This window comes from Streptomyces sp. S4.7 (assembly GCF_010384365.1).
Classification (GTDB): Bacteria; Actinomycetota; Actinomycetes; order Streptomycetales; family Streptomycetaceae; genus Streptomyces.
In genome coordinates, this window is the sequence record NZ_CP048397.1 from 2,659,113 (window position 1) to 2,677,690 (window position 18,578).

Consider the following 18,578-nt stretch of genomic DNA (forward strand, 5'->3'; position numbering starts at 1 on the left):
TCAGCTTTCGATGCTCTTCGCGTTGCTCAGTGCTGGTAGCCGTAGACGCCTCGCGCCTGGTCTCGCACGAGACGGCCCTTTTCGAGCTCGATGACACGCTTGCGCATCTGGTCGACGATGTTCTGGTCGTGCGTCGCCATCACGACAGTCGTGCCGGTGCGGTTGATGCGGTCCAGCAGCTTCATGATGCCGACGGAGGTCTGCGGGTCCAGGTTGCCCGTCGGCTCGTCCGCGATCAGCAGCATGGGGCGGTTGACGAAGGCCCGCGCGATCGCGACGCGCTGCTGCTCACCACCGGAGAGCTCACCGGGCATCCGGTCCTCCTTGCCGCCGAGTCCGACGAGATCGAGGACCTGGGGGACGGATTTACGGGTCTCGCCACGGGACTTGCCGATGACCTCCTGTGCGAAGGCGACGTTCTGCGCGACGGTCTTGTTCGGCAGGAGGCGGAAGTCCTGGAAGACCGTGCCGAGTTGACGGCGCATGCTCGGGACCTTCCAGTTCGACAGGCGCGCGAGGTCCTTGCCGAGGACGTGCACCATGCCGTGGCTGGCGCGCTCCTCACGGAGGACGAGCCGCAGGAAGGTCGACTTGCCGGAGCCCGAGGAGCCCACCAGGAAGACGAATTCCCCCTTCTCGATGTCGAGGGACACATCGCGCAGGGCGGGGCGGTTCTGCTTCGGATAGGTCTTGGAGACGTTGTCGAATCGGATCACGGGTGCACCACGTCGGCCGGGAGTAGGTGAGCGAGACCTTACGCGAACCGGCGAGGGCCGCGCAGTCGGCCACCGGGGTTGGTCCTGGCGTGGGCGATTTGTCACGGATGACGGCCGGCCGCCCGCGGGGACGGACCGGGCGCAATCCGACGGGGCGCGCCGAATCGAGCGAGAGCTGGCACAGTGGTACGGGGAACGGTCGCGTTTCCCGGAGCGTTGGGCGCAGAGAGTGACCGCGGCTCCGCGGCGCGGGAGGAGAAGAGCGCATGACCTTTGATCGGCTGGTGTGCGCCAACTGCGCGGGACCGGTCAGTGAGGGCCGGTGCCATGTCTGCCGTGCGAACAGGCAGCGGCTGGAGCAGGAGGGCCCTCTCGGCGGCCTGAGCCCCATGGCGCTGCTCACTCTGCTGGTGGTGCTGATAGCGGCGGTGGCGCTGGTGGCGGTGGGGCATCAGACGGCCTGAGCCGTCCCCGAGCATGCGGAAGGGCCCGGACACCGGTTGGGTGTCCGGGCCCTTCCCTGCGTGCGGGACGCCTGAAGCGGGTGCTCAGGCAGCCGTGGCGCGGTTGCCGACCAGACGCGGGAGCATCCGGAAGCCGATGCCACCGGCGATCATGGTCGCGGCACCGATGAGCAGGAAGGTGGTCTCGGCGGCGCCGGTCTCCGCCAGCTCCTCCTTGGCCTCGCCCTGCTCGACCGGCTGCGAACCGGCGTTGTCGGTGTCGGTACCGCCCGTGGTGCCGGCGCTGGTGCCGGCGTCGGCACCACCGGTCTGACCCTCGTCGGTGCCACCGCTCTGACCCTCGGCGGCGCCTTCGGATGTGCTGCCTTCATTGGCGCCTTCGGAGGTGCCTTCGGAGGTGCCCTCGGAGGTGCCCTCGCTGGTGCCTTCCGAGGTGCCCTCGGACGTACCTTCGCTGGTGCCCTCGGAGGTGCCCTCCGACGTACCCTCGCTGGTGCCCTCGGACGTACCCTCCGACGTACCTTCGGAGGTTCCCTCGGACGTACCCTCGCTGGTGCCTTCCGAGGTGCCCTCGGACGTACCCTCGCTGGTGCCCTCGGAGGTGCCCTCGGAGGTGCCCTCGGAGGTGCCCTCGGACGTACCTTCGGAGGTGCCCTCGGACGTGCCCTCCGTGGTACCGACGACTGTGTTGCCGCCGTCGGTGCCTTCGGTGCTGCCCTCCGTGGTGCCCTCGGTGTCACCGAGGCCGAGGCCGACGTCCAGGCCGTTCTCGTTGACGTCCGCGTTGGCGCTCAGGCCACCGACGTTGACATCGATACCGACGGCCGAAGCGGCGCCCGCGGCGGTCAGCGAAGCACCGGCTGCGATCACCGCGCCGGCGGCTATCCGCGCTACGCGGATCCGCGTCTTCTTGGTCATGTGCTTGCTACCCCCAGTAGCTGATCGTGAGTGGTGCAGCGGTCCGGGGCCGGCCGGTTGGGGGTCCGTGCGTGCGGGTCCCCCGAATCACACGCGCCCCGGAAATACGCATGCCGCGCGTCACCATTCCGAGTTTTCGCATAAGCGTCAAGGTCGTTGCGCGCACGTTGCCCGGTTTTCAAGCCAGTTGTCCGCCGGGTGAGGGGTAACTGTGACATAAACGGGAACTGCCGCCTCCAGGACGGCAGTTCCTTTGTCGACAAAGCGAGTCCTTTGCGAGGACTGCCAGTTGGCCTCTGACCTCGGCCGGAGCATTTGGGAGGTGGCTCAGCGTTCCTGCTGCTTGCGCCAGCGGATTCCGGCTTCGAGGAAGCCGTCGATCTCGCCGTCGAGCACGCCCTGCGGATTGCCCACCTCGAACTCCGTACGGAGGTCCTTGACCATCTGGTACGGATGCAGGACGTACGAACGCATCTGGTTGCCCCACGAGTTGCCGCCGTCGCCCTTGAGGGCGTCCATCTTGGCCTGTTCCTCCTGGCGGCGGCGTTCGAGCAGCTTCGCCTGGAGGACGTTCATGGCGCTGGCCTTGTTCTGGATCTGCGAGCGCTCGTTCTGGCAGGAGACGACGATGCCGGTCGGGATGTGCGTGATCCGGACCGCGGAGTCCGTGGTGTTGACGCCCTGGCCGCCGGGGCCCGAGGCGCGGTAGACGTCCACGCGCAGCTCGGTCTCGTCGATCTCGACATGGTCGCTGGACTCGACGACGGGCAGCACCTCGACGCCCGCGAACGAGGTCTGGCGGCGGCCCTGGTTGTCGAACGGCGAGATGCGGACCAGCCGGTGGGTGCCCTGCTCGACGGAGAGCGTGCCGTAGGCGTACGGCGTCTTGACGACGAAGGTGGTCGACTTGATGCCGGCCTCCTCCGCGTACGACGTCTCGTAGACCTCGGTCGGGTAGTCGTGCCGCTCGGCCCAGCGGATGTACATGCGCTGGAGCTGCTCGGCGAAGTCGGCCGCGTCGACGCCGCCGGCCTCGGCCCGGATGTTGACGAGCGCCTGCCGCTCGTCGTACTCGCCGGACAGGAGGGTGCGGACCTCCATCTCGTCGAGCGCCTTCTTCACGGAGGCCAGTTCGGACTCGGCCTCGGAGCGGGCGTCGGCGTCGGCCTCGCTCTCGGCGAGCTCGAAGAGCACCTCGACGTCGTCGATCCGGCTCCGGAGCGCCTCCGTCTTGCGCAGCTCCGCCTGGAGGTGCGAGAGCTTGCTCGTGATCTTCTGCGCCGCCTCCGGATCGTCCCAGAGGGACGGGGCGGCTGCCTGGTCCTCCAGGACAGCGATCTCGGCCCTCATCTTGTCGAGGTCGAGGACGGCCTCGATCGACCCCATGGTCGAGGAAAGGGACTTCAGCTCTTCGGATACATCGACGACTGCCACGCACCCAGCCTAACGGCTGACGGCCCGAACCCCGCCGCCGATCCCCGCGGGAATGTTCCTCCTTCGCCGGACGGGCTCGATACGCCCGTCCGTCGATCGAGGAGGAACCGGTCCCCGGCGGTCAGAGGCCTACGGGGTGGGGGACGCCGTCGGCGCCGGGCCCCTGGGGGTGAGCTCCGCGCCGTCGCTGCTCGTCGCCAGCCAGCCCCCGACGCCGAGGACGGCGACCAGCAGAACGGCCGTCACGCCCAGCGTGATGCGCCGCTTGCGGACGGCCTCCGCCTTGTGCCGGGCCGAGCCCGGCCTGCGCTGGCCCGCCGCGCGCGGTGCCCTGGCCGTGCCGCGCGCGCCGCCCGCGAGCTCGTCGGGGGCCGGGACACGCATGCTCGTGTGGGTGTCGCGGTTGGAATCCGGCGCCGCTCCCGGAACGAGGGGGACGGCGCCCCTGCGCCGCGGCTGCTCGTCCGCCGGGGCCCGCGCGGCCTCGGTGTCGCCGTACGCCCGCTCCTCCTCCGTCGGCTCGGCGTCGGGCTCGTCCACCTCCAGGGAGGGGATGCCGGCGAGCTGGGGAAGCTGCTCGCGGAGCCGCGCGGCCAGCTCGGAGGCGCGCAGCCGGGAGGCAGGGGCCTTGGCCAGGCACTGGACGAGGAGCTGCCACAGCTCGTCGGGGATGCCGGGCAGCGGCACGACGGTCTCGGTGACATGGCGGCGCAGGACGGCTCCGGGGTGGCCGCCGCCGAAGGGCGTGAAGCCGGCGAGGAGCTCGTACAGGACCGTGGCGAGCGCGTAGATGTCGACGGCGGCACGCGGCGGCAGGCCCTCGACGATCTCGGGCGCCAGATAGTCCGGGGTGCCGATGATCCTGGTCGCCTTCGTACGGCGGGGCGTGTCGATCAGCTTGGCGACGCCGAAGTCGGTGAGCAGCGCCGGGTGCGCGCCGCCGGGGCCGATGGGGCCTTCCATGTCGAGCAGGATGTTCTCCGGCTTGACGTCGCGGTGGACGACACCGGCCGCGTGCGCGGCGGCGAGGCCGTCGGCGACATCGGCGACGACGGCGACCGCGGCCTCGGGTGCGAGCCTGCGCTCGCGGTCGAGGCGGGTGCGCAGGTCGGTGCCGCGCACCAGCTCCATCACCAGTGCCAGGTCGTTGCCGTCCACGACGAGGTCGCGGACGGCGACCACCCGAGGGTGGTCGAGTCCGAGCAGCGCGGTGCGCTCCTGGACGAAGCGCCCGACCAGTTCCTGGTCGGAGGCGAGGTCCTCGCGCAGCAGTTTGATGGCGACGGGGCCCTCGGGGCCCTCGCCGAGCCACACCGTGCCGGCGCTGCCCCGCCCCAGGATCTGATGGGCGGTGTACCGGCTGCCGATATTCCGTGCCAAGACTGCTCCCTCAGCGGCTGGCTTTGCCCATCAAAGTACGCGGGTATCGGGGTGTTGATTGCCCGGTACCGCGTCAACGTTCACTTCTGCGGGGGAATTGATCCCGCGGGTATCGACAAAGAGACAGAAGCGCCGGAACAGCTCCGGAATCGGTGGGAGCCCCACCGGTTCCGGTCACCGGCGTCGGTGATGTCAGTTGGTTCCGGCGTCCGAACCGCCGAGGTCCTTGACCCAGCCCGACACCGTGTCGACGGTGTCGGTGATCGCGTTCCAGTAGCTCTTGCCCTCGCCGATCCAGCCCTGGAGCGGCGTCAGCTCCCAGACGAGCCAGCCTGCGACGAAGAGCAGGACCAGCGTGAACAGGCAGCCCTTGAGACAGCCGAGGCCGGGGATCCGCATCGGGTTGGCGCTGCGCTGGCGGGGCTGGCGCGGTGCGGGCGGCTGCGGCTGCTGGGGCGCCGGCTGCTGCGGCGGGGAGTACTGCTGTTGCTGCTGCGGAGGCGGCGCGTAGCGCTGTCGCTGGGGCGGGCGGGACTGCTGGGGCGGGTACGGCTGCGGGGCCCGCTGCGGCTGGTGCTGCTGGGGTGGCGGGCCCTGGCGCTGGCCGCCCTGGCCCTGGGGCCGCTGGGGCCTGCGCCTGAGCGGGTCCTGGCTCGGGTCCAGGTACTGGACCTGGGTCTGTTCGTTGCGGTCGCGCGCGGCCCTGAGCTGGTTCTGCCAGGGGTGCGGGTCCTCGGGGCCGGGTCCGGCGCCGGGAGCGCCCGGTCCGCCGGGGCCGACGGGCATGACCGACGTCGGGTCGGACGCGCCGGGCGCGTTCGGAGCGTTCGTCGGCAGAACGCTGGTCGCGGCGGCCGGGTCGTACGATCCCGCGTTGCTCGGCAGCACCTGGGTCGGGTCGGCGGCGCCGGGCTCACCGGGCACCGTGGTGGGAGACGGGTCGGGCGCCAGCAGGGCACCCACGCCCATCGCCGCGTTGACCTGGGCGGATGTCGAGTGCACACCGACGCCGGAGGCGACGGTGCGCAGGGCGCGGGCGAGATTCACGGCGCTGGGCCGCTCGTCGGGCTCCTTACGGAGGCAGCGCTCGATGACCGTCCACAGCGGATCGGGGACGGTGGAGGGGCGGCGGGGCTCCTCACTGAGGTGCCGGTGGAGCACTTCGAGGGCCGTGCCGCCCGCGAACGGAGGACGGCCGGTGACCAGCTCGTACAGCAGGATGCCGGCGCCGTAGATGTCGACCGCGGAGGTCTGCGGGCGGCCCTCGGCGGACTCCGGCGCGACGTACGCGGGCGTGCCGACGAACTCGTGTGTCCGGGTCAGCCCCGGGGAGTCGGCGAGCCGAGCGATACCGAAGTCGGTCAGCATCGGGTGCAGCTGGTCGCCGTCGTCCTTCAGCAGGACGTTGGCGGGCTTCAGGTCGCGGTGCACGACGCCGTCGGCGTGGCTCGCGGCCAGCGCGTCGGCGATCTGGGCCGTGAGCAGCGAGGCGGCGACCGGGCTGAAGGGGCCGTTCTGCCGCAGGTAGTGGTGGAGGTCCGGGCCCTCGACCAGATCCATCACGAGGGCGAGGAGGTCACCCTCGACGACCAGGTCACGGGTCCGCACGATGTTGGAGTGGGTCAGACGGAGCAGGACGGAGCGCTCCCGGAGGAAGCGCATCACCACGTCCGCGTCGTTCGCCAGCTCCTCCTTGAGGACCTTGATCGCGACGGTCTCACCGGGCTGCCCGGCCACGGCGGCCTCGGCGCCGGCGGTCTCCCGCTGACGGGCGCGCCAGACGGTGCCCGTGGCGCCGCGCCCGATGGGCTCCTCCAGGAGGTACTTGCTGCCTACCGGCCGCACGTCATGCGCTCCCTGCTGCTGGTGGTCCTTGCATGGCCCCGGGCCCACCCGGGTGTCCGACCCACTTTAGAGGTCGCACGTGGGTTCCCGTCGCGGTCATGTTCGAGAGGAAGACGCGAGCCTCCTGTGGATGGTTGCCAATCACGTGTACCCGCGAGGTCCGCGGATGATCCCAACCCGTTCCCAACCATGCACTTTTGCACGCACAGCCGACCATTCAAGATCACTTACCCCCGGTCCGTGGGCGTGTTGTCGGTGGCAGGTGCGAAGATGCCACCCAGCACTCGATGTGTGGGGTCGTTCGCTCACCGTCCGTGCCGACCTGTACCGGACGATGTGTCGGTGCCGGGTGGGGGGATTCACACAGGGCAGCACCCCTGCCGGGCACCCCGCGCAGAAGGGACCGCTGACGGCGATGCAGATCCGGCTGACCGTCCTCGCGCCGCGCAGCGGCCATCCCGCGGGGCGCGCGTGCGACGTGCTCGTCACCGCGCCTGCGGGGACGGCGCTCGCCACCGTCGCCTCCGCCCTGGCCACGGCCGTCGCCGGACCCGACGTCTCGGGCGCCGTCGTGCTGTACGCGGGGCGGGAGCGGCTGGACGCGCAGCGCCGCACCCTGGGCGATCCCCCACTGGTGGACGGCGCCGTGCTCTGTCTCCAGGTCCCCGGCGAGGACGAGGCGCCCACCGACGACGTCCCGGCCCAGCTCCATGTGGTCGCGGGTCCGGACGCGGGCGGGGTCCATCTGCTGCACGGCGGGCAGGTCAGGATCGGCCGGTCGGCGGACGCCGACGTACCGCTCGACGATCCGGACGTCTCACGGCTGCACTGCTCGGTGACCGTGGCCGATGACGGTCATGTCTCGGTGGCGGACCTGCATTCCACGAACGGCACGACCGTCGAAGGCGTCCGGGTCGGGTCCCGCGCGGTCCCGCTCCCGGCGGGCGCCCTGCTGCGGCTGGGCGAGTCCGCGCTGCGGCTCACCACGGGCGGCCGGATGCCGACGCTCACGCTCACGCCGGACGGCGAGGGGCATCTGCGGATCACCCCCGGGGCCCAGGAGGGCGCGGGCGGCGACGGCGCGAAAGGCGGCGGGAGCGAAGGCGCGGGTGCGAACGCGGCCTCCGGCGCGACGGGACCGGGGACGGGGGCCGGAGCGGCACCGGGGGCGCACACCACCCCCCGGTCCGGCCCGGAGACGGGGGCGTACGGAACGGGCGGCGCCCCCGGCGGCCGTACGGTCCACGCGTACGGCCGGCGCGGCCAGGGCGGTCCCGGTGGCCCGGCCGTCACCCCCCGCGTGCCCGACCCGCGCACTCCCCGCTCCGACGCCGACACCAGATACGGCGACGCCCTGTACGCGCCGGCGCCCGGCAGCACGGGGCGCCCGCCGCACGACCGCGCCGACAGCGACGACGCCCACGGCGCGGCCGACGACGGCCCGCAGGGACACAGCAGGGCACCCGGCTCCCGCCGTCAGGGCACGCCCATGCGCGGCACGGAGCTGCCCGAGGCGCCGGGCAGGCGGCGCGGCGGCATAGGCGCCTGGGCCAGGCGGCTGGCGGGCACGCGTGACGAGCAGTTCCCCGGCGACGACGGCGTCCCGGCGGCCACCGGCTCCGGCGCCCGCCCCACGGGCCGCGCGCGGCCCGACGAGACCTGGCCCGACCCCGCCTCCGTACTGATGACGGCGCTGGGCCCCGGCCCCCGTCTGTGGGAGCGCGGCCCCGGCCATCCCGAATCGCTGGTCCTGCGGCTGGGCACGACGGAGCGGCCGTCCCCCGACGGGTCGGGGTCGCTGCCCTCGGTGCCCGTGACGGTGAGCCTGCGCGAAGCCGGCTCGCTCGGTCTCGCGGGTCCCCGCGAGCGGCTGACCGGTCTCGCCAGGTCGGCCGTGGCGCAGCTCGCCGCCCTGCACTCCCCCGCCGATCTGGAGATCGTCCTGATCAGCGCCGACCGGAACAGAAGTGTGGAGCAGCGCAAGCGGGATTGGGGCTGGCTCGGCTGGCTGCCGCACACACGGCCGGCCCACGGCCAGGACTGCCGGCTGCTCCTCGCCTACGACCGCGATCAGGCCGCCGCCCGGCTGGGCGAGCTGACGCGCCGGCTGGACGACGGGCCGCTCGGTGCGGCATGGGCGTCGGCCGACAGCGGGTCCGTGGCGGAGGCGGCCGGGAGGTACGCGGGGACGTCCACGCTCGTGGTGGTGGACGGCGATCCCGGTTCGGCGGCGCTGCGCGAGACCACGGCGCGGCTGGCCGGTGCGGGCTCAGTGGCCGGTGTCCATGTGATCTGTCTGGCCGAGACTCCCGCTGCCTCGCCCGACTCCCCGCCGGCGGCGACCTACGAGACGGCGTGCGCGGCCTCGACGGCCTTCCGGGAGTGCGGGGCGGTGGCCCTGCTGAGCGGCGATGTGGCGACGGCGCTGCGGCTGCTGCGCACGGCGGTGGGCCGGCCCGCCGGGCCCGGCACGGTCGCGACGGTGGACGCGGTGTCCCCGGCGTGGGCCGACCGTTTCGGCCGGGCGCTGGCCCCTCTCCGTACGGAGGCGGGCGGCTTGGCCGCGGGGCGGCGCAGGCAGGCGGCCGTGCTGCCGCGTACGGCGCGACTGCTGGACGAGCTGGGGCTGGCGCGGGCGACCCCCGCGTCCCTGATGGCGCGCTGGGCGTCGGCGGCGGGCAGCACCACGGTTCTGGGCACCGGGCCGCACGGCCCGGTGACGGTGGATCTGGTGGAGGAGGGCCCGCATCTGCTGATCGAGGGACCCGCGGGCAGTGGCCGTACGGAGCTGCTGCGGGCCGTCGCGGCGTCCCTGGCGGCCGGTGGCCGCCCGGACAGGCTGGGCCTGCTCCTGGTGGACGGCGCGGGCGGTGAGCGCGGCGAGGGGCTGCTGGCCTGTACGGAGCTGCCGCATGTGACCGAGCACCTGGTGGCGTCGGACCCGGTCCGGATGCGGGAGTTCGCGCAGGCGCTGGGGGCGGAGCTGAAGCGGCGCGCCGAGGTGCTGGGGCGGCTGGACTTCGCGGAGTGGCACAACCGGCGTGAGGTGGCCGAGCGGATGGTGGGCCAGCGGACGCCGAGCCCCGCCGAGCAGCACGGTCAGCGGCGGGAGCGCGCCGAGCACCAGGGCGGCGCGCGGCCCACCGGTCAGGGGGCGCCGACCGGCCGACCCGGGCAGCCGCCCGGCGCCGGCCCGGCGGACGGCGGCACCCTCAGGCTGCGGCAGACCGCTTCCCGTACGCGCGGGGAGCCCGGCCCCGGCCCCGTCCTGCCGAGGCTCATAGTCCTGGTCGACGACTACGACGCCCTGGTCGCGCCCGCGCTGGGCAGTCCGGGCCGCCCCGCGGCCGGTTCGGTCGTCCGGGCGCTGGAGGCGGTGGCGCGCGACGGCGAGCGCCTGGGCGTCCATCTGGTCGCGACGTCGGCCCGTCCCGACCGGACCTCGGAGACGGAGCTCGCGGGCCGGACCCGGCTGCGGGTGGTGCTGGACACGCCGCCGGTGGCGCCGGGCCCGGACGATCCGCTGCCGGGGCGCGGCAGGCTCGGGCATCCGGACGGCCGGGTGACGCCGTTCCAGGGCGGCCGGGTGACCGGCCGGATCCCGCGTACGGCGACGCTGCGGCCCACGGTCGTCCCCCTGGAGTGGGAGCGGATGGGCGATCCGCCGGCCCGCCGGCCGGTGCGCGAACTGGGCAACGGACCGACGGATCTGGCGCTGCTCGCAAGTGCCCTGGAAAGGGCGGCCCGTTCGGTGTCGGCGGTGCCGGTGGGACCGCTGGGGCCGGTCTGACGGAGCCCGTCGACCGGGCGTTCGGCGGGCGTTCGGCGGGGTGTTCGACCGTCGGCCGCCCGGTGGCCGAAAGCGGACATCCTGAGGTCGGAGCGCTTTTTGATCCAGACCTCGGCACCTCGCCGTGTCTTCACATCTCTGAAATTCCCCCTACGTCCGTAAACGACGTCACGAGCCCATCACGATCTTCGAATTGAAGCCCAGGACAGTATTGCGGCCTGCGGTCACGGCGCGTAGGACTTACCGAACGGGACAAGGACGGCGTCGTCGGTTCGCTCGGGGCGCCGGTCCGCATGCGTAAACATGCGTCAAGATCCGCACGCGCACGGGAGAGACGGGGCAGTCATGCGTACAACTCTTAACGGCCGCAAGGCCTTTGGAGCACGCTCAGCGGCACGAGGCACACAGAGAGCGGCGGTGGCGGCCGCGGTCGTCGGCGCCGTGGTACTCAGCGGCTGCGGCGGCGGCTCCGATGACAAGGGTGACGACGGGGCCGAGAGCAAGAAGCCCGCCTCCACGGTCGAACTGCCCAAACTGGACGGCGAGAAGATCGAGGTGGCCGCGGTCTGGACCGGGGCCGAGCAGGAGAACTTCACGAAGGTCCTCGACGAGTTCGAGAAGCGCACCGGGGCGACGGTCACGTTCGTCCCCGCGCAGGACCCGATCGTGAACTTCCTCGGTACGAAGATCGCCGGTGGCAGTCCGCCCGACGTGGCGATGCTCCCGCAGGTCGGCGCGATCACCCAGGCCGTCGAGAAGAAGTGGGCCAAGCCCGCGGGCGCCGAGGCCAAGGCCCAGCTGGCGAAGAACTACAGCAAGGGCTGGCAGGACCTCGGCGCCGTCGACGGCGAGCAGTACGGCGTGTACTACAAGGCCGCCAACAAGTCGCTGGTCTGGTACAACAACACGGCCTTCGAGAACGCGGGCGCGGCCGAGCCGAAGACCTGGAAGGAGTTCCTGACGACCGCGGAGACGATCTCGGCGTCGGGTGTCACCCCGGTCTCCGTCGGCGGCGCCGACGGCTGGACGCTCACCGACTGGTTCGAGAACGTCTACCTGTCGCAGGCCGGTCCGGAGAAGTACGACCAGCTGGCCAAGCACGAGATCAAGTGGACCGACCCGTCGGTGGCCACCGCCCTGACGACGCTCGCCGAGCTGTGGGGCAAGCCCGCCCTGGTCGCCGGCGGCGCGAACGGCGCGCTCCAGACCGAGTTCCCCGCCTCCGTCACCCAGACGTTCACCGGCGGTGACGCCCCGAAGGCCGGCATGGTCTTCGCCGCGGACTTCGCCGGCGTGAACGTCACCGAGGCCGGCGCCAAGGTCGGTACGGACGCGAAGGTCTTCCCCTTCCCGGCCGTGGGCAGCGACTCCCCGGTGGTGACCGGTGGTGACGCGGCCGTGGCGCTCACGGACAGCAAGGGCGCGCAGGCGCTGCTGACCTTCCTGGCCTCCACGGACGCCGCGGAGATCCAGGCGGAGCTGGGCGGCTTCATCTCGCCGAACAAGGGCCTGGACGGCAAGGCGTACCCGAACGACGTGCAGCGTGACATCGCCAAGGCGCTCATCGACGCCGGTGACGACTTCCGCTTCGACATGTCGGACCAGATGCCGCAGTCGTTCGGCGGTACGCCCGGCAAGGGCGAGTGGAAGGCCCTCCAGGACTTCCTGAAGAACCCGAAGGACGTCAAGGGCGCTCAGCAGCAGCTGGAGTCGGACGCCGCCAAGGCATTCAAGAGCTGACGCGGTGAAGTCGGCGACAACAGGGGGCACCGGCACTTCGGTGCCGGCGCCCCCGCCCCCTGCCAAGGGGAAGCGCAAGAGCGTGACAGGCACACGTAAAGGCTTCGCGGTGGCGTTCCTGCTGCCCGCGCTGGTCCTGCTGGGCGCGCTCGTGGTCTACCCGATCGGGTTCTCCGTCTACAGGTCGTTCTTCGACCAGTCCGGCGACGCTTTCGCCGGTTTCGACAACTATGTGGAGATATTCACCGAGGACACCATCCGGACCGCGATCAAGAACAACTTGATCTGGGTGATCGTGGCCCCGACGGTCGCCACCGCCCTCGGTCTGATCTTCGCCGTACTCACCGAAAGGGTGCGCTGGGGAACGGCGTTCAAGCTGATCGTCTTCATGCCGATGGCGATCTCGATGCTCGCCTCGGGCATCATCTTCCGGCTCGTGTACGAGCAGGCCCCGGAGCGCGGCATCGCCAACGCCGTCGCCGTGGGCGTGCACGACACCTTCTCCGAGTCGGCCGGCTATCCGAAGGCGCGCCCGCTGCCGGTGCATCCGCTGAAGGCGGGCGAGGCCAAGGGCTCGTTCGTCACGAAGACGCCGGTCACGGCCGGCACTCCGGTGCTGATCCCGCTGGTCGGCGTGCCGCCGGGCAAGATGCCGTCGGACGCCGAGCCGGCCGAGGCGGCCGGGAGCGGCGGCGGCGAGATCACCGGAACGGCCTGGCTGGACTTCACCAAGGGCGGCGGCGGCAAGCCCAACGTCGTCGACTCCGAGGAACTCGGCCTGCCCGGCCTCAAGATCGAGGCGGTCAAGGACGGCAAGGTCGTCGCGTCCGCCAGCGCCGCCTCGGACGGTACGTTCACCCTGCCGGCGTCGGCCGACGGAGCCCTGCTCCAGCTCCCCGAGAGCAACTTCAGGGAGCCGTACAACGGCGTGGACTGGCTCGGTCCGAACCTGGTGACCCCCGCGATCATCGGCAGCTATCTGTGGATGTGGGCGGGCTTCGCGATGGTGCTGATCGGTGCCGGTCTGGCGAGCATGCCGCGTGAACTGCTGGAGGCCGCACGGGTCGACGGCGCGAACGAGTGGCAGGTGTTCCGCCGGATCACCGTGCCGCTGCTCGCACCGGTCCTGGCCGTCGTGATGGTCACCCTGATGATCAATGTGCTGAAGATCTTCGACCTGGTACTGATCATCGCGCCAGGCTCCTCCCAGGACGACGCGAACGTGCTGGCGCTCCAGCTCTACCGCTCGTCGTTCGGCACGGACGCCAACGTCGGCGTGGGCAGCGCGATCGCCGTATTCCTCCTGCTGCTCGTGATCCCGGTGATGCTCTTCAACATTCGCCGGATGCAGAAGGAGAACCGCCGATGACTACGACTGACACTGCGGTCAAGGCGGAGCGGTCGCTGCCCGCCGACACGACGGCCAAGCCGAAGCCGTCACTGCCGGCCCGGATAGCCGCGAAGGCGGGCAGCGGGGTCGTCCAGGTCTTCCTCATCCTGGTCGCCCTGTTCTGGATGATGCCGACGATCGGTCTGCTGATCTCCTCGCTGCGCGGCTCGTCGGACATCGCGGCGAGCGGCTGGTGGGAGGTCTTCACCAAGCCGGCGCAGCTCACCACCGAGAACTACTCGGAGCTGCTGTCCAACGACATCATCACCAACTCCCTCTGGTCCACGGTGATGATCACGGTCCCGTCGACCGTGCTGGTCGTGGTGATCGGCGCGCTCGCCGGATACGCCTTCGCGTGGATGGACTTCCCGGGCCGCGACTGGTGGTTCATGCTGGTCGTGGGTCTGCTGGTGGTCCCGGTCCAGGTCGCGCTCATCCCCGTCTCCGAACTCTTCGGCGAGATCGGGATCTTCGAGACGACCTTCGGCGTCGTGATGTTCCACGTCGCCTTCGGACTCCCCTTCGCGATCTTCCTGCTGCGGAACTTCTTCGCGCAGATCCCGCGCGAACTCCTGGAGGCGGCCCGCCTCGACGGTGCGGGCGAGATGCGGCTCTTCGCCCGTGTCGTGATGCCGCTCGGCGGTCCGGCGATCGCCTCGCTCGGCATCTTCCAGTTCCTCTGGGTCTGGAACGACATGCTGGTGGCCCTGATCTTCGCGGACTCCGAGTCCCCGCCGATCACGGTCGCCCTCCAGCAGCAGGTACGGCAGTTCGGCAACAACATCGACGTGCTGGCGCCCGGCGCCTTCCTGTCGATGATCATCCCGCTGGCCGTCTTCTTCATGTTCCAGCGGCAGTTCGTCAGCGGCGTCATGGCGGGGGCGGTCAAGTAGGGCCACATCGGGCACCCGTTCGAGGGAGAAGTACGCCAAAAGGGGCGGGCCGGTTCAACTACCGGTCCGCCCGGCGTATTTGTCCCCCGTATGCCACGTCTGGCGTAACCAGGTCACTCCATCGGCCGTTCCCGAGCCATGGCCCGGTTCAGCATCATCGTCCCCGCGTACAAGGTCCAGGCGTACTTGCAGGAGTGTCTGCAGTCGGTGCTCGGCCAGACCTATGAGGACTTCGAACTCATCGCCGTGGACGACGGATCACCCGACGCCTGCGGGACGATCATCGACGAAGTCGCCGCCGCCGACCCGCGTGTCGTCGCCGTGCACCTCCCGGAGAACGAGGGCCTCGGCCCCGCCCGTAACGCCGGCATCGCCCGAGCCACCGGCGACTACCTGATCTTCCTCGACGGCGACGACACCCTCACCCCCGGCGCGCTCCAGACGATCGCCGACCGGCTCAAGGAGACGGACAGCCCCGACGTCCTCGTCTACGACTACGCCCGTACGTACTGGTCGGGCGAGGTGGTCCGCAACATCCTCTCCGACCTGCTCGACGAGAGCGGTCCCGCGCCTTTCCGGCTCATCGACCGGCCGGACCTCCTGCGGGTGCTGATGGTCGTCTGGAACAAGGCCTACCGCCGCGAGTACATCGACCGGCAGGGCTTCGCCTTCCCGCCCGGCTACTACGAGGACACGCCCTGGACCTTCCCCGCGCTGATGGCCGCCGAGTCGATCGCGACGCTCGACCGCGTCTGCGTGCACTACCGGCAGCGGCGCCAGGGAAACATCCTTTCCACCACCAGCCGCAAGCACTTCGACATCTTCGACCAGTACGACCGTGTCTTCGCGTTCATCGACTCACGGCCCGCCCTGGACGCCTGGCGCCCCGTGCTGTTCCGGCGGATGCTCGACCACTTCTCCAAACTCGTCGCCGTACGGGGGCGGCTGCCGCGCCGCAGCCGCCCCGAGTTCTTCCGCCGGGCCCGCGCCCACCACCGCCGCCACCGCACCCCCGGCTCCGCGCCGCTGCTGCGGGCCCGGCTGCGCCACACCCTGCTGCGGTTCGGTGCCCACCGCACGTACCGCGCCCTGTGGACGGCGCAGCGCGTGCAGATGGGCGCCCGGCAGGCCGCCGCGGCCCTGGGCCGGGCCGCGCGCGCCGGGGCGCTGCACCTGCACTACCGGATGCAGCGGTGCCTGCCGGTACGGGAGAACAGGGCGGTCTTCGCGGCGTACGACGGCCGGGGCTACGCCTGCAACCCGGCGGCCATCGAGGAGAAGGTGCGCGAACTCGCCCCGCACATCGACACGTCGTGGATCGGCCGCGCCGAGTACCACCACACCGTGCCGACCGGCACCCGCAGACTGCGCCCCGACAGCTTCGGCTACTGGACGGCGCTCGCCCGCGACAAGTACCTCGTCAACAACGTCAACTTCGACCGGCGCCTGGTCAAGCGCCCGCAGCAGATCCTCCTCCAGACGCACCACGGCACCCCGCTCAAGTCCATGGGCCTCGACCTCCAGGACCACCCGGCCGCCGCACGCCGGACGGAGTTCGACCGGCTCCTGACGGGCGTCGACCAGTGGGACTTCTCCCTCTCGGCGAACCGTCACTCCACCCTCGTCTGGGAGAAGGCGTATCCGGCCGGTCACACGGCGCTCGAATACGGCTACCCGCGCAACGACGTGTTCCAGCGCGCCACTTCGGCCGATGTCGCCCGGCTGCGGGAGTCCCTGGGGATCCCCGAGGGCTTCACGGCCGTGCTGTACGCGCCGACACAGCGCGACTACCGGCGCACCCCGTACGTCCCGCTTGACCTGGAGCGGCTCGCCCAGGCGCTCGGCCCGCGCTTCGTGGTGCTGACCCGCGCCCACCACACGTACGAGGCGCCGCTGCCGCACACCCCGCACCCGCGCATCATCGACGTCTCGGGCCACCACCGGGTCGAGTCGCTGTGTCTGGCCGCCGACGCGCTCGTCACCGACTACTCGTCGCTGATGTTCGACTACGTGAACCTGGACCGGCCCGTCGTCATCCACATCGACGACTGGGAGGCGTACGAGGCGGCCCGCGGCACCTACTTCGACGTCCGGGCGTTCCCGCCGGGCGCGGTGGCGCGCGACGAGGACGATCTGATCGACATCTTCACCACGGACCACTGGCGCGGCTCACGCTCGGCCCAGCTCCGGGCGGCCTTCCGCGCGCGGTTCTGTCCGTACGACGACGGGCTGGCGGCGGAGCGGGTGGTACGCCGGGTGTTCCTCGGCGAGACGACGGGTCTGCCGGAGCCGGTGCCCCTGGCGGACCGCACACCGGCGCCCTCCCCACTGCTGCCCCACCAACGGCACGGACGGAACATGTCGGACGCGGGACGCTGAGCCCGATCGCAGGCCGGGTCGCGGACGCGGCCCGGCCTGCGATGGGAGGACCCCCAGGGGGTGTCCGCAAAGCAGCGCCGTCCGCCCGGAGGGGCGGGGCCCGCGGCGGCCGGCGCGGTGCCTCGCAAGGCGGAGGACCGGTGTGGTGGATGGACCGGCCGTACGCGGCCGACTCCGACAACGCGAGGGGGGCACCTCCCGTGCCCCCCTCGGGGGCTACGGGGGAGAGGTGCCGTGCCGGGCGTCCCGTGCCAGGCGCTACATTCCGGACACGGCCTGGGTCCTGTCTTCGAACTGGCGTCGTCCGCCCGTAGGGCGGGGCTCACGGCGTCCGGTGCGTGCGATCACAAGACGGAGGATCGCATCCGTACCGGGCGTACTCGGGCGGTCCGACAACGCAGCGGGCGTGCGTGCCAGGCGTCGTGAGCCAGACGCCAGTTCGAAGACAGGACCTAGCGGTCCAGCAGCTCGAACAGCTCGTGCCAGCGGCGCAGGATCTCCTCCTGGGAGTACCGCTGGACGTTCACCCGGGCCCGCTCCCCCAGGCTGTCCCGCAGCCGCGGGTTGCCGGTCAGCCGCAGCAGCCGGTCGGCCAGCGCGTCCGTGTCGCCCGGTGGCGCCAGCAGCCCGTCCTCGCCGTCCCTGACGATCTCCCGGACGCCCGGCGCGCAGTCGAACGCCGCGCACGGCACCCCGCTCGCCATGGCCTCCATGAGCGCCAGTGGGAAGCCCTCGCCGCGCGAGGACTGGACGAAGACCGAGCACTCGGCCAGCGCCCCCGCCACGTCGTCGGTACGGCCCATCCAGTCGACCGAGCCGTCCAGTCCGAGCGCCGTGCACCGCTCCTTCAGCGCACTCTCGTCCTGGCCGGCGCCGTAGATCCGCAGCCGCCAGTCGGGCCGCGCCCCGGCCACCGGCGCCCAGCTCTCCAGGAGCAGGTCGATGCCCTTCTGGTCGTCCAGCCTGCCGATGCTGGCGACGTTCTTCCGCGTGCGCGGAGAGGGCTGTTCGGGCAGCGAGCCCAGCGCGTTGGGCATGGCGCCGACGTTGTCGAAGCCCTCGGCGATCCAGGCGTCCGCGTCCTCCTGGGTGAGGGTGAGCCAGCGGTCGACGTGCGGATAGCTGTTCTTGATCCAGCGGAAGCGGTGGCACCGCTTGCTGTACTCGTACGACTCGTGGCTCATCCCGATCAGCCGCAGACCCGTGGTGTCGGCCTCCAGGACCCACTCCATCGGCCAGACCTGGGTGACGATCACCAGCGCGCCGGGCCCGGCCGCCCGGAAGATCTCCGAGAGACGCGCGACGGCCCGCCGTTTGCCCGCGCCCCTGGCCGCCTCACGGCGGCGGGCGAGCAGGTCGAAGTGGTCGAGCGGGGAGCGCGGGCGCCAGGGAGTGGGCGGGTGGCCGGGATAGAGCGCGGTCACCGGGTAGGCGGGCGGCTCGGGGAGGGTGAGCTTCAGCTCCGCCTCGTGGATGCCGACGACCTGGACGCGGTGGCCGTGGGCGCCGAAGAGGCGGGCCATCTGATGGGTCCAGGCGGTGACACCGCCGAGGATGTCGGTGGCGTTGGCGAGCAGGATCAGCTCACGGGGCCCCGCGACGGGAGGCCCGGCGGCGTCGGTCGTCGTA

Annotated in this window: 12 protein-coding genes; 6 read left to right on the forward strand and 6 right to left on the reverse strand. The window is 71.6% G+C overall.

What is annotated here, in order from left to right; all coding sequences use genetic code 11:
- Nucleotides 1–26 precede the first annotated feature (26 nt).
- Nucleotides 27–716 (reverse strand): cell division ATP-binding protein FtsE, encoded by a 690-nt coding sequence (ftsE, locus tag SSPS47_RS11680; protein WP_078077079.1) that lies wholly within the window; start codon nt 714–716, stop codon nt 27–29.
- Nucleotides 717–982: 266 nt separating this feature from the next.
- On the opposite strand from ftsE, the gene SSPS47_RS11685 reads away from it, so the two are divergent.
- On the forward strand, nt 983–1,180 hold the full coding sequence (locus SSPS47_RS11685) for a hypothetical protein (RefSeq protein ID WP_147875550.1): 198 nt from the start codon (nt 983–985) through the stop codon (nt 1,178–1,180).
- An 84-nt stretch (nt 1,181–1,264) separates the two neighbouring features.
- On the opposite strand, the gene SSPS47_RS11690 is transcribed toward SSPS47_RS11685, so the two are convergent.
- The 4 genes from SSPS47_RS11690 to SSPS47_RS11705 all read right to left on the reverse strand — a co-directional run bounded on the left by SSPS47_RS11690 (nt 1,265) and on the right by SSPS47_RS11705 (nt 6,757).
- A complete protein-coding gene (locus SSPS47_RS11690; RefSeq protein WP_164250818.1) occupies nt 1,265–2,098 on the reverse strand; it encodes a hypothetical protein in 834 nt (277 codons plus the stop codon).
- A gap of 327 nt (nt 2,099–2,425) precedes the next feature.
- On the reverse strand, nt 2,426–3,532 hold the full coding sequence (gene prfB / locus SSPS47_RS11695; protein ID WP_147875552.1) for a peptide chain release factor 2: 1,107 nt from the start codon (nt 3,530–3,532) through the stop codon (nt 2,426–2,428).
- A gap of 129 nt (nt 3,533–3,661) precedes the next feature.
- Nucleotides 3,662–4,912 (reverse strand): serine/threonine-protein kinase, encoded by a 1,251-nt coding sequence (locus SSPS47_RS11700; protein ID WP_147875553.1) that lies wholly within the window; start codon nt 4,910–4,912, stop codon nt 3,662–3,664.
- A 192-nt stretch (nt 4,913–5,104) separates the two neighbouring features.
- Complete coding sequence (locus SSPS47_RS11705) at nt 5,105–6,757, reverse strand: serine/threonine-protein kinase (RefSeq protein ID WP_164250820.1); 1,653 nt, start codon at nt 6,755–6,757, stop codon at nt 5,105–5,107.
- A 415-nt stretch (nt 6,758–7,172) separates the two neighbouring features.
- Here SSPS47_RS11705 and SSPS47_RS11710 point away from each other — a divergent pair, with 415 nt between their 5' ends.
- From SSPS47_RS11710 to SSPS47_RS11730, 5 genes are all read left to right on the forward strand, one after another.
- Complete coding sequence (locus SSPS47_RS11710; protein WP_164254521.1) at nt 7,173–10,547, forward strand: FHA domain-containing protein; 3,375 nt, start codon at nt 7,173–7,175, stop codon at nt 10,545–10,547.
- 345 nt (nt 10,548–10,892) lie between these two features.
- Nucleotides 10,893–12,287 (forward strand): ABC transporter substrate-binding protein, encoded by a 1,395-nt coding sequence (locus SSPS47_RS11715; protein WP_164250822.1) that lies wholly within the window; start codon nt 10,893–10,895, stop codon nt 12,285–12,287.
- A gap of 40 nt (nt 12,288–12,327) precedes the next feature.
- The gene (locus SSPS47_RS11720; protein ID WP_239065248.1) at nt 12,328–13,656 is read left to right on the forward strand and encodes a sugar ABC transporter permease; all 1,329 of its coding nucleotides are present in this window, start codon (nt 12,328–12,330) and stop codon (nt 13,654–13,656) included.
- Nucleotides 13,653–14,570: a carbohydrate ABC transporter permease gene (locus SSPS47_RS11725; protein ID WP_147875557.1), complete on the forward strand. Its 918-nt coding sequence runs from the start codon at nt 13,653–13,655 to the stop codon at nt 14,568–14,570. Before SSPS47_RS11720 ends, SSPS47_RS11725 begins: the two co-directional genes overlap by 4 nt.
- Before the next feature lie 138 nt (nt 14,571–14,708).
- Nucleotides 14,709–16,949: a bifunctional glycosyltransferase family 2 protein/CDP-glycerol:glycerophosphate glycerophosphotransferase gene (locus SSPS47_RS11730; RefSeq protein ID WP_164250824.1), complete on the forward strand. Its 2,241-nt coding sequence runs from the start codon at nt 14,709–14,711 to the stop codon at nt 16,947–16,949.
- A 452-nt stretch (nt 16,950–17,401) separates the two neighbouring features.
- Here SSPS47_RS11730 and SSPS47_RS11735 read toward each other — a convergent pair whose 3' ends face one another.
- Nucleotides 17,402–18,532, reverse strand: a complete 1,131-nt coding sequence (locus SSPS47_RS11735; protein ID WP_239065249.1) for a glycosyltransferase — start codon at nt 18,530–18,532, stop codon at nt 17,402–17,404.
- Nucleotides 18,533–18,578 lie beyond the last annotated feature (46 nt).

What these genes read in the sequence shown, in the direction of transcription:
- SSPS47_RS11685 (WP_147875550.1), top strand. Translation starts at nt 983, where the DNA reads ATGACCTTTGATCGGCTGGTGTGCGCCAACTGCGCGGGACCGGTCAGT.
- SSPS47_RS11690 (WP_164250818.1), bottom strand. Translation starts at nt 2,098, where the DNA reads ATGACCAAGAAGACGCGGATCCGCGTAGCGCGGATAGCCGCCGGCGCG.
- SSPS47_RS11710 (WP_164254521.1), top strand. Translation starts at nt 7,173, where the DNA reads ATGCAGATCCGGCTGACCGTCCTCGCGCCGCGCAGCGGCCATCCCGCG.
- SSPS47_RS11715 (WP_164250822.1), top strand. Translation starts at nt 10,893, where the DNA reads ATGCGTACAACTCTTAACGGCCGCAAGGCCTTTGGAGCACGCTCAGCG.
- SSPS47_RS11725 (WP_147875557.1), top strand. Translation starts at nt 13,653, where the DNA reads ATGACTACGACTGACACTGCGGTCAAGGCGGAGCGGTCGCTGCCCGCC.
- SSPS47_RS11730 (WP_164250824.1), top strand. Translation starts at nt 14,709, where the DNA reads ATGGCCCGGTTCAGCATCATCGTCCCCGCGTACAAGGTCCAGGCGTAC.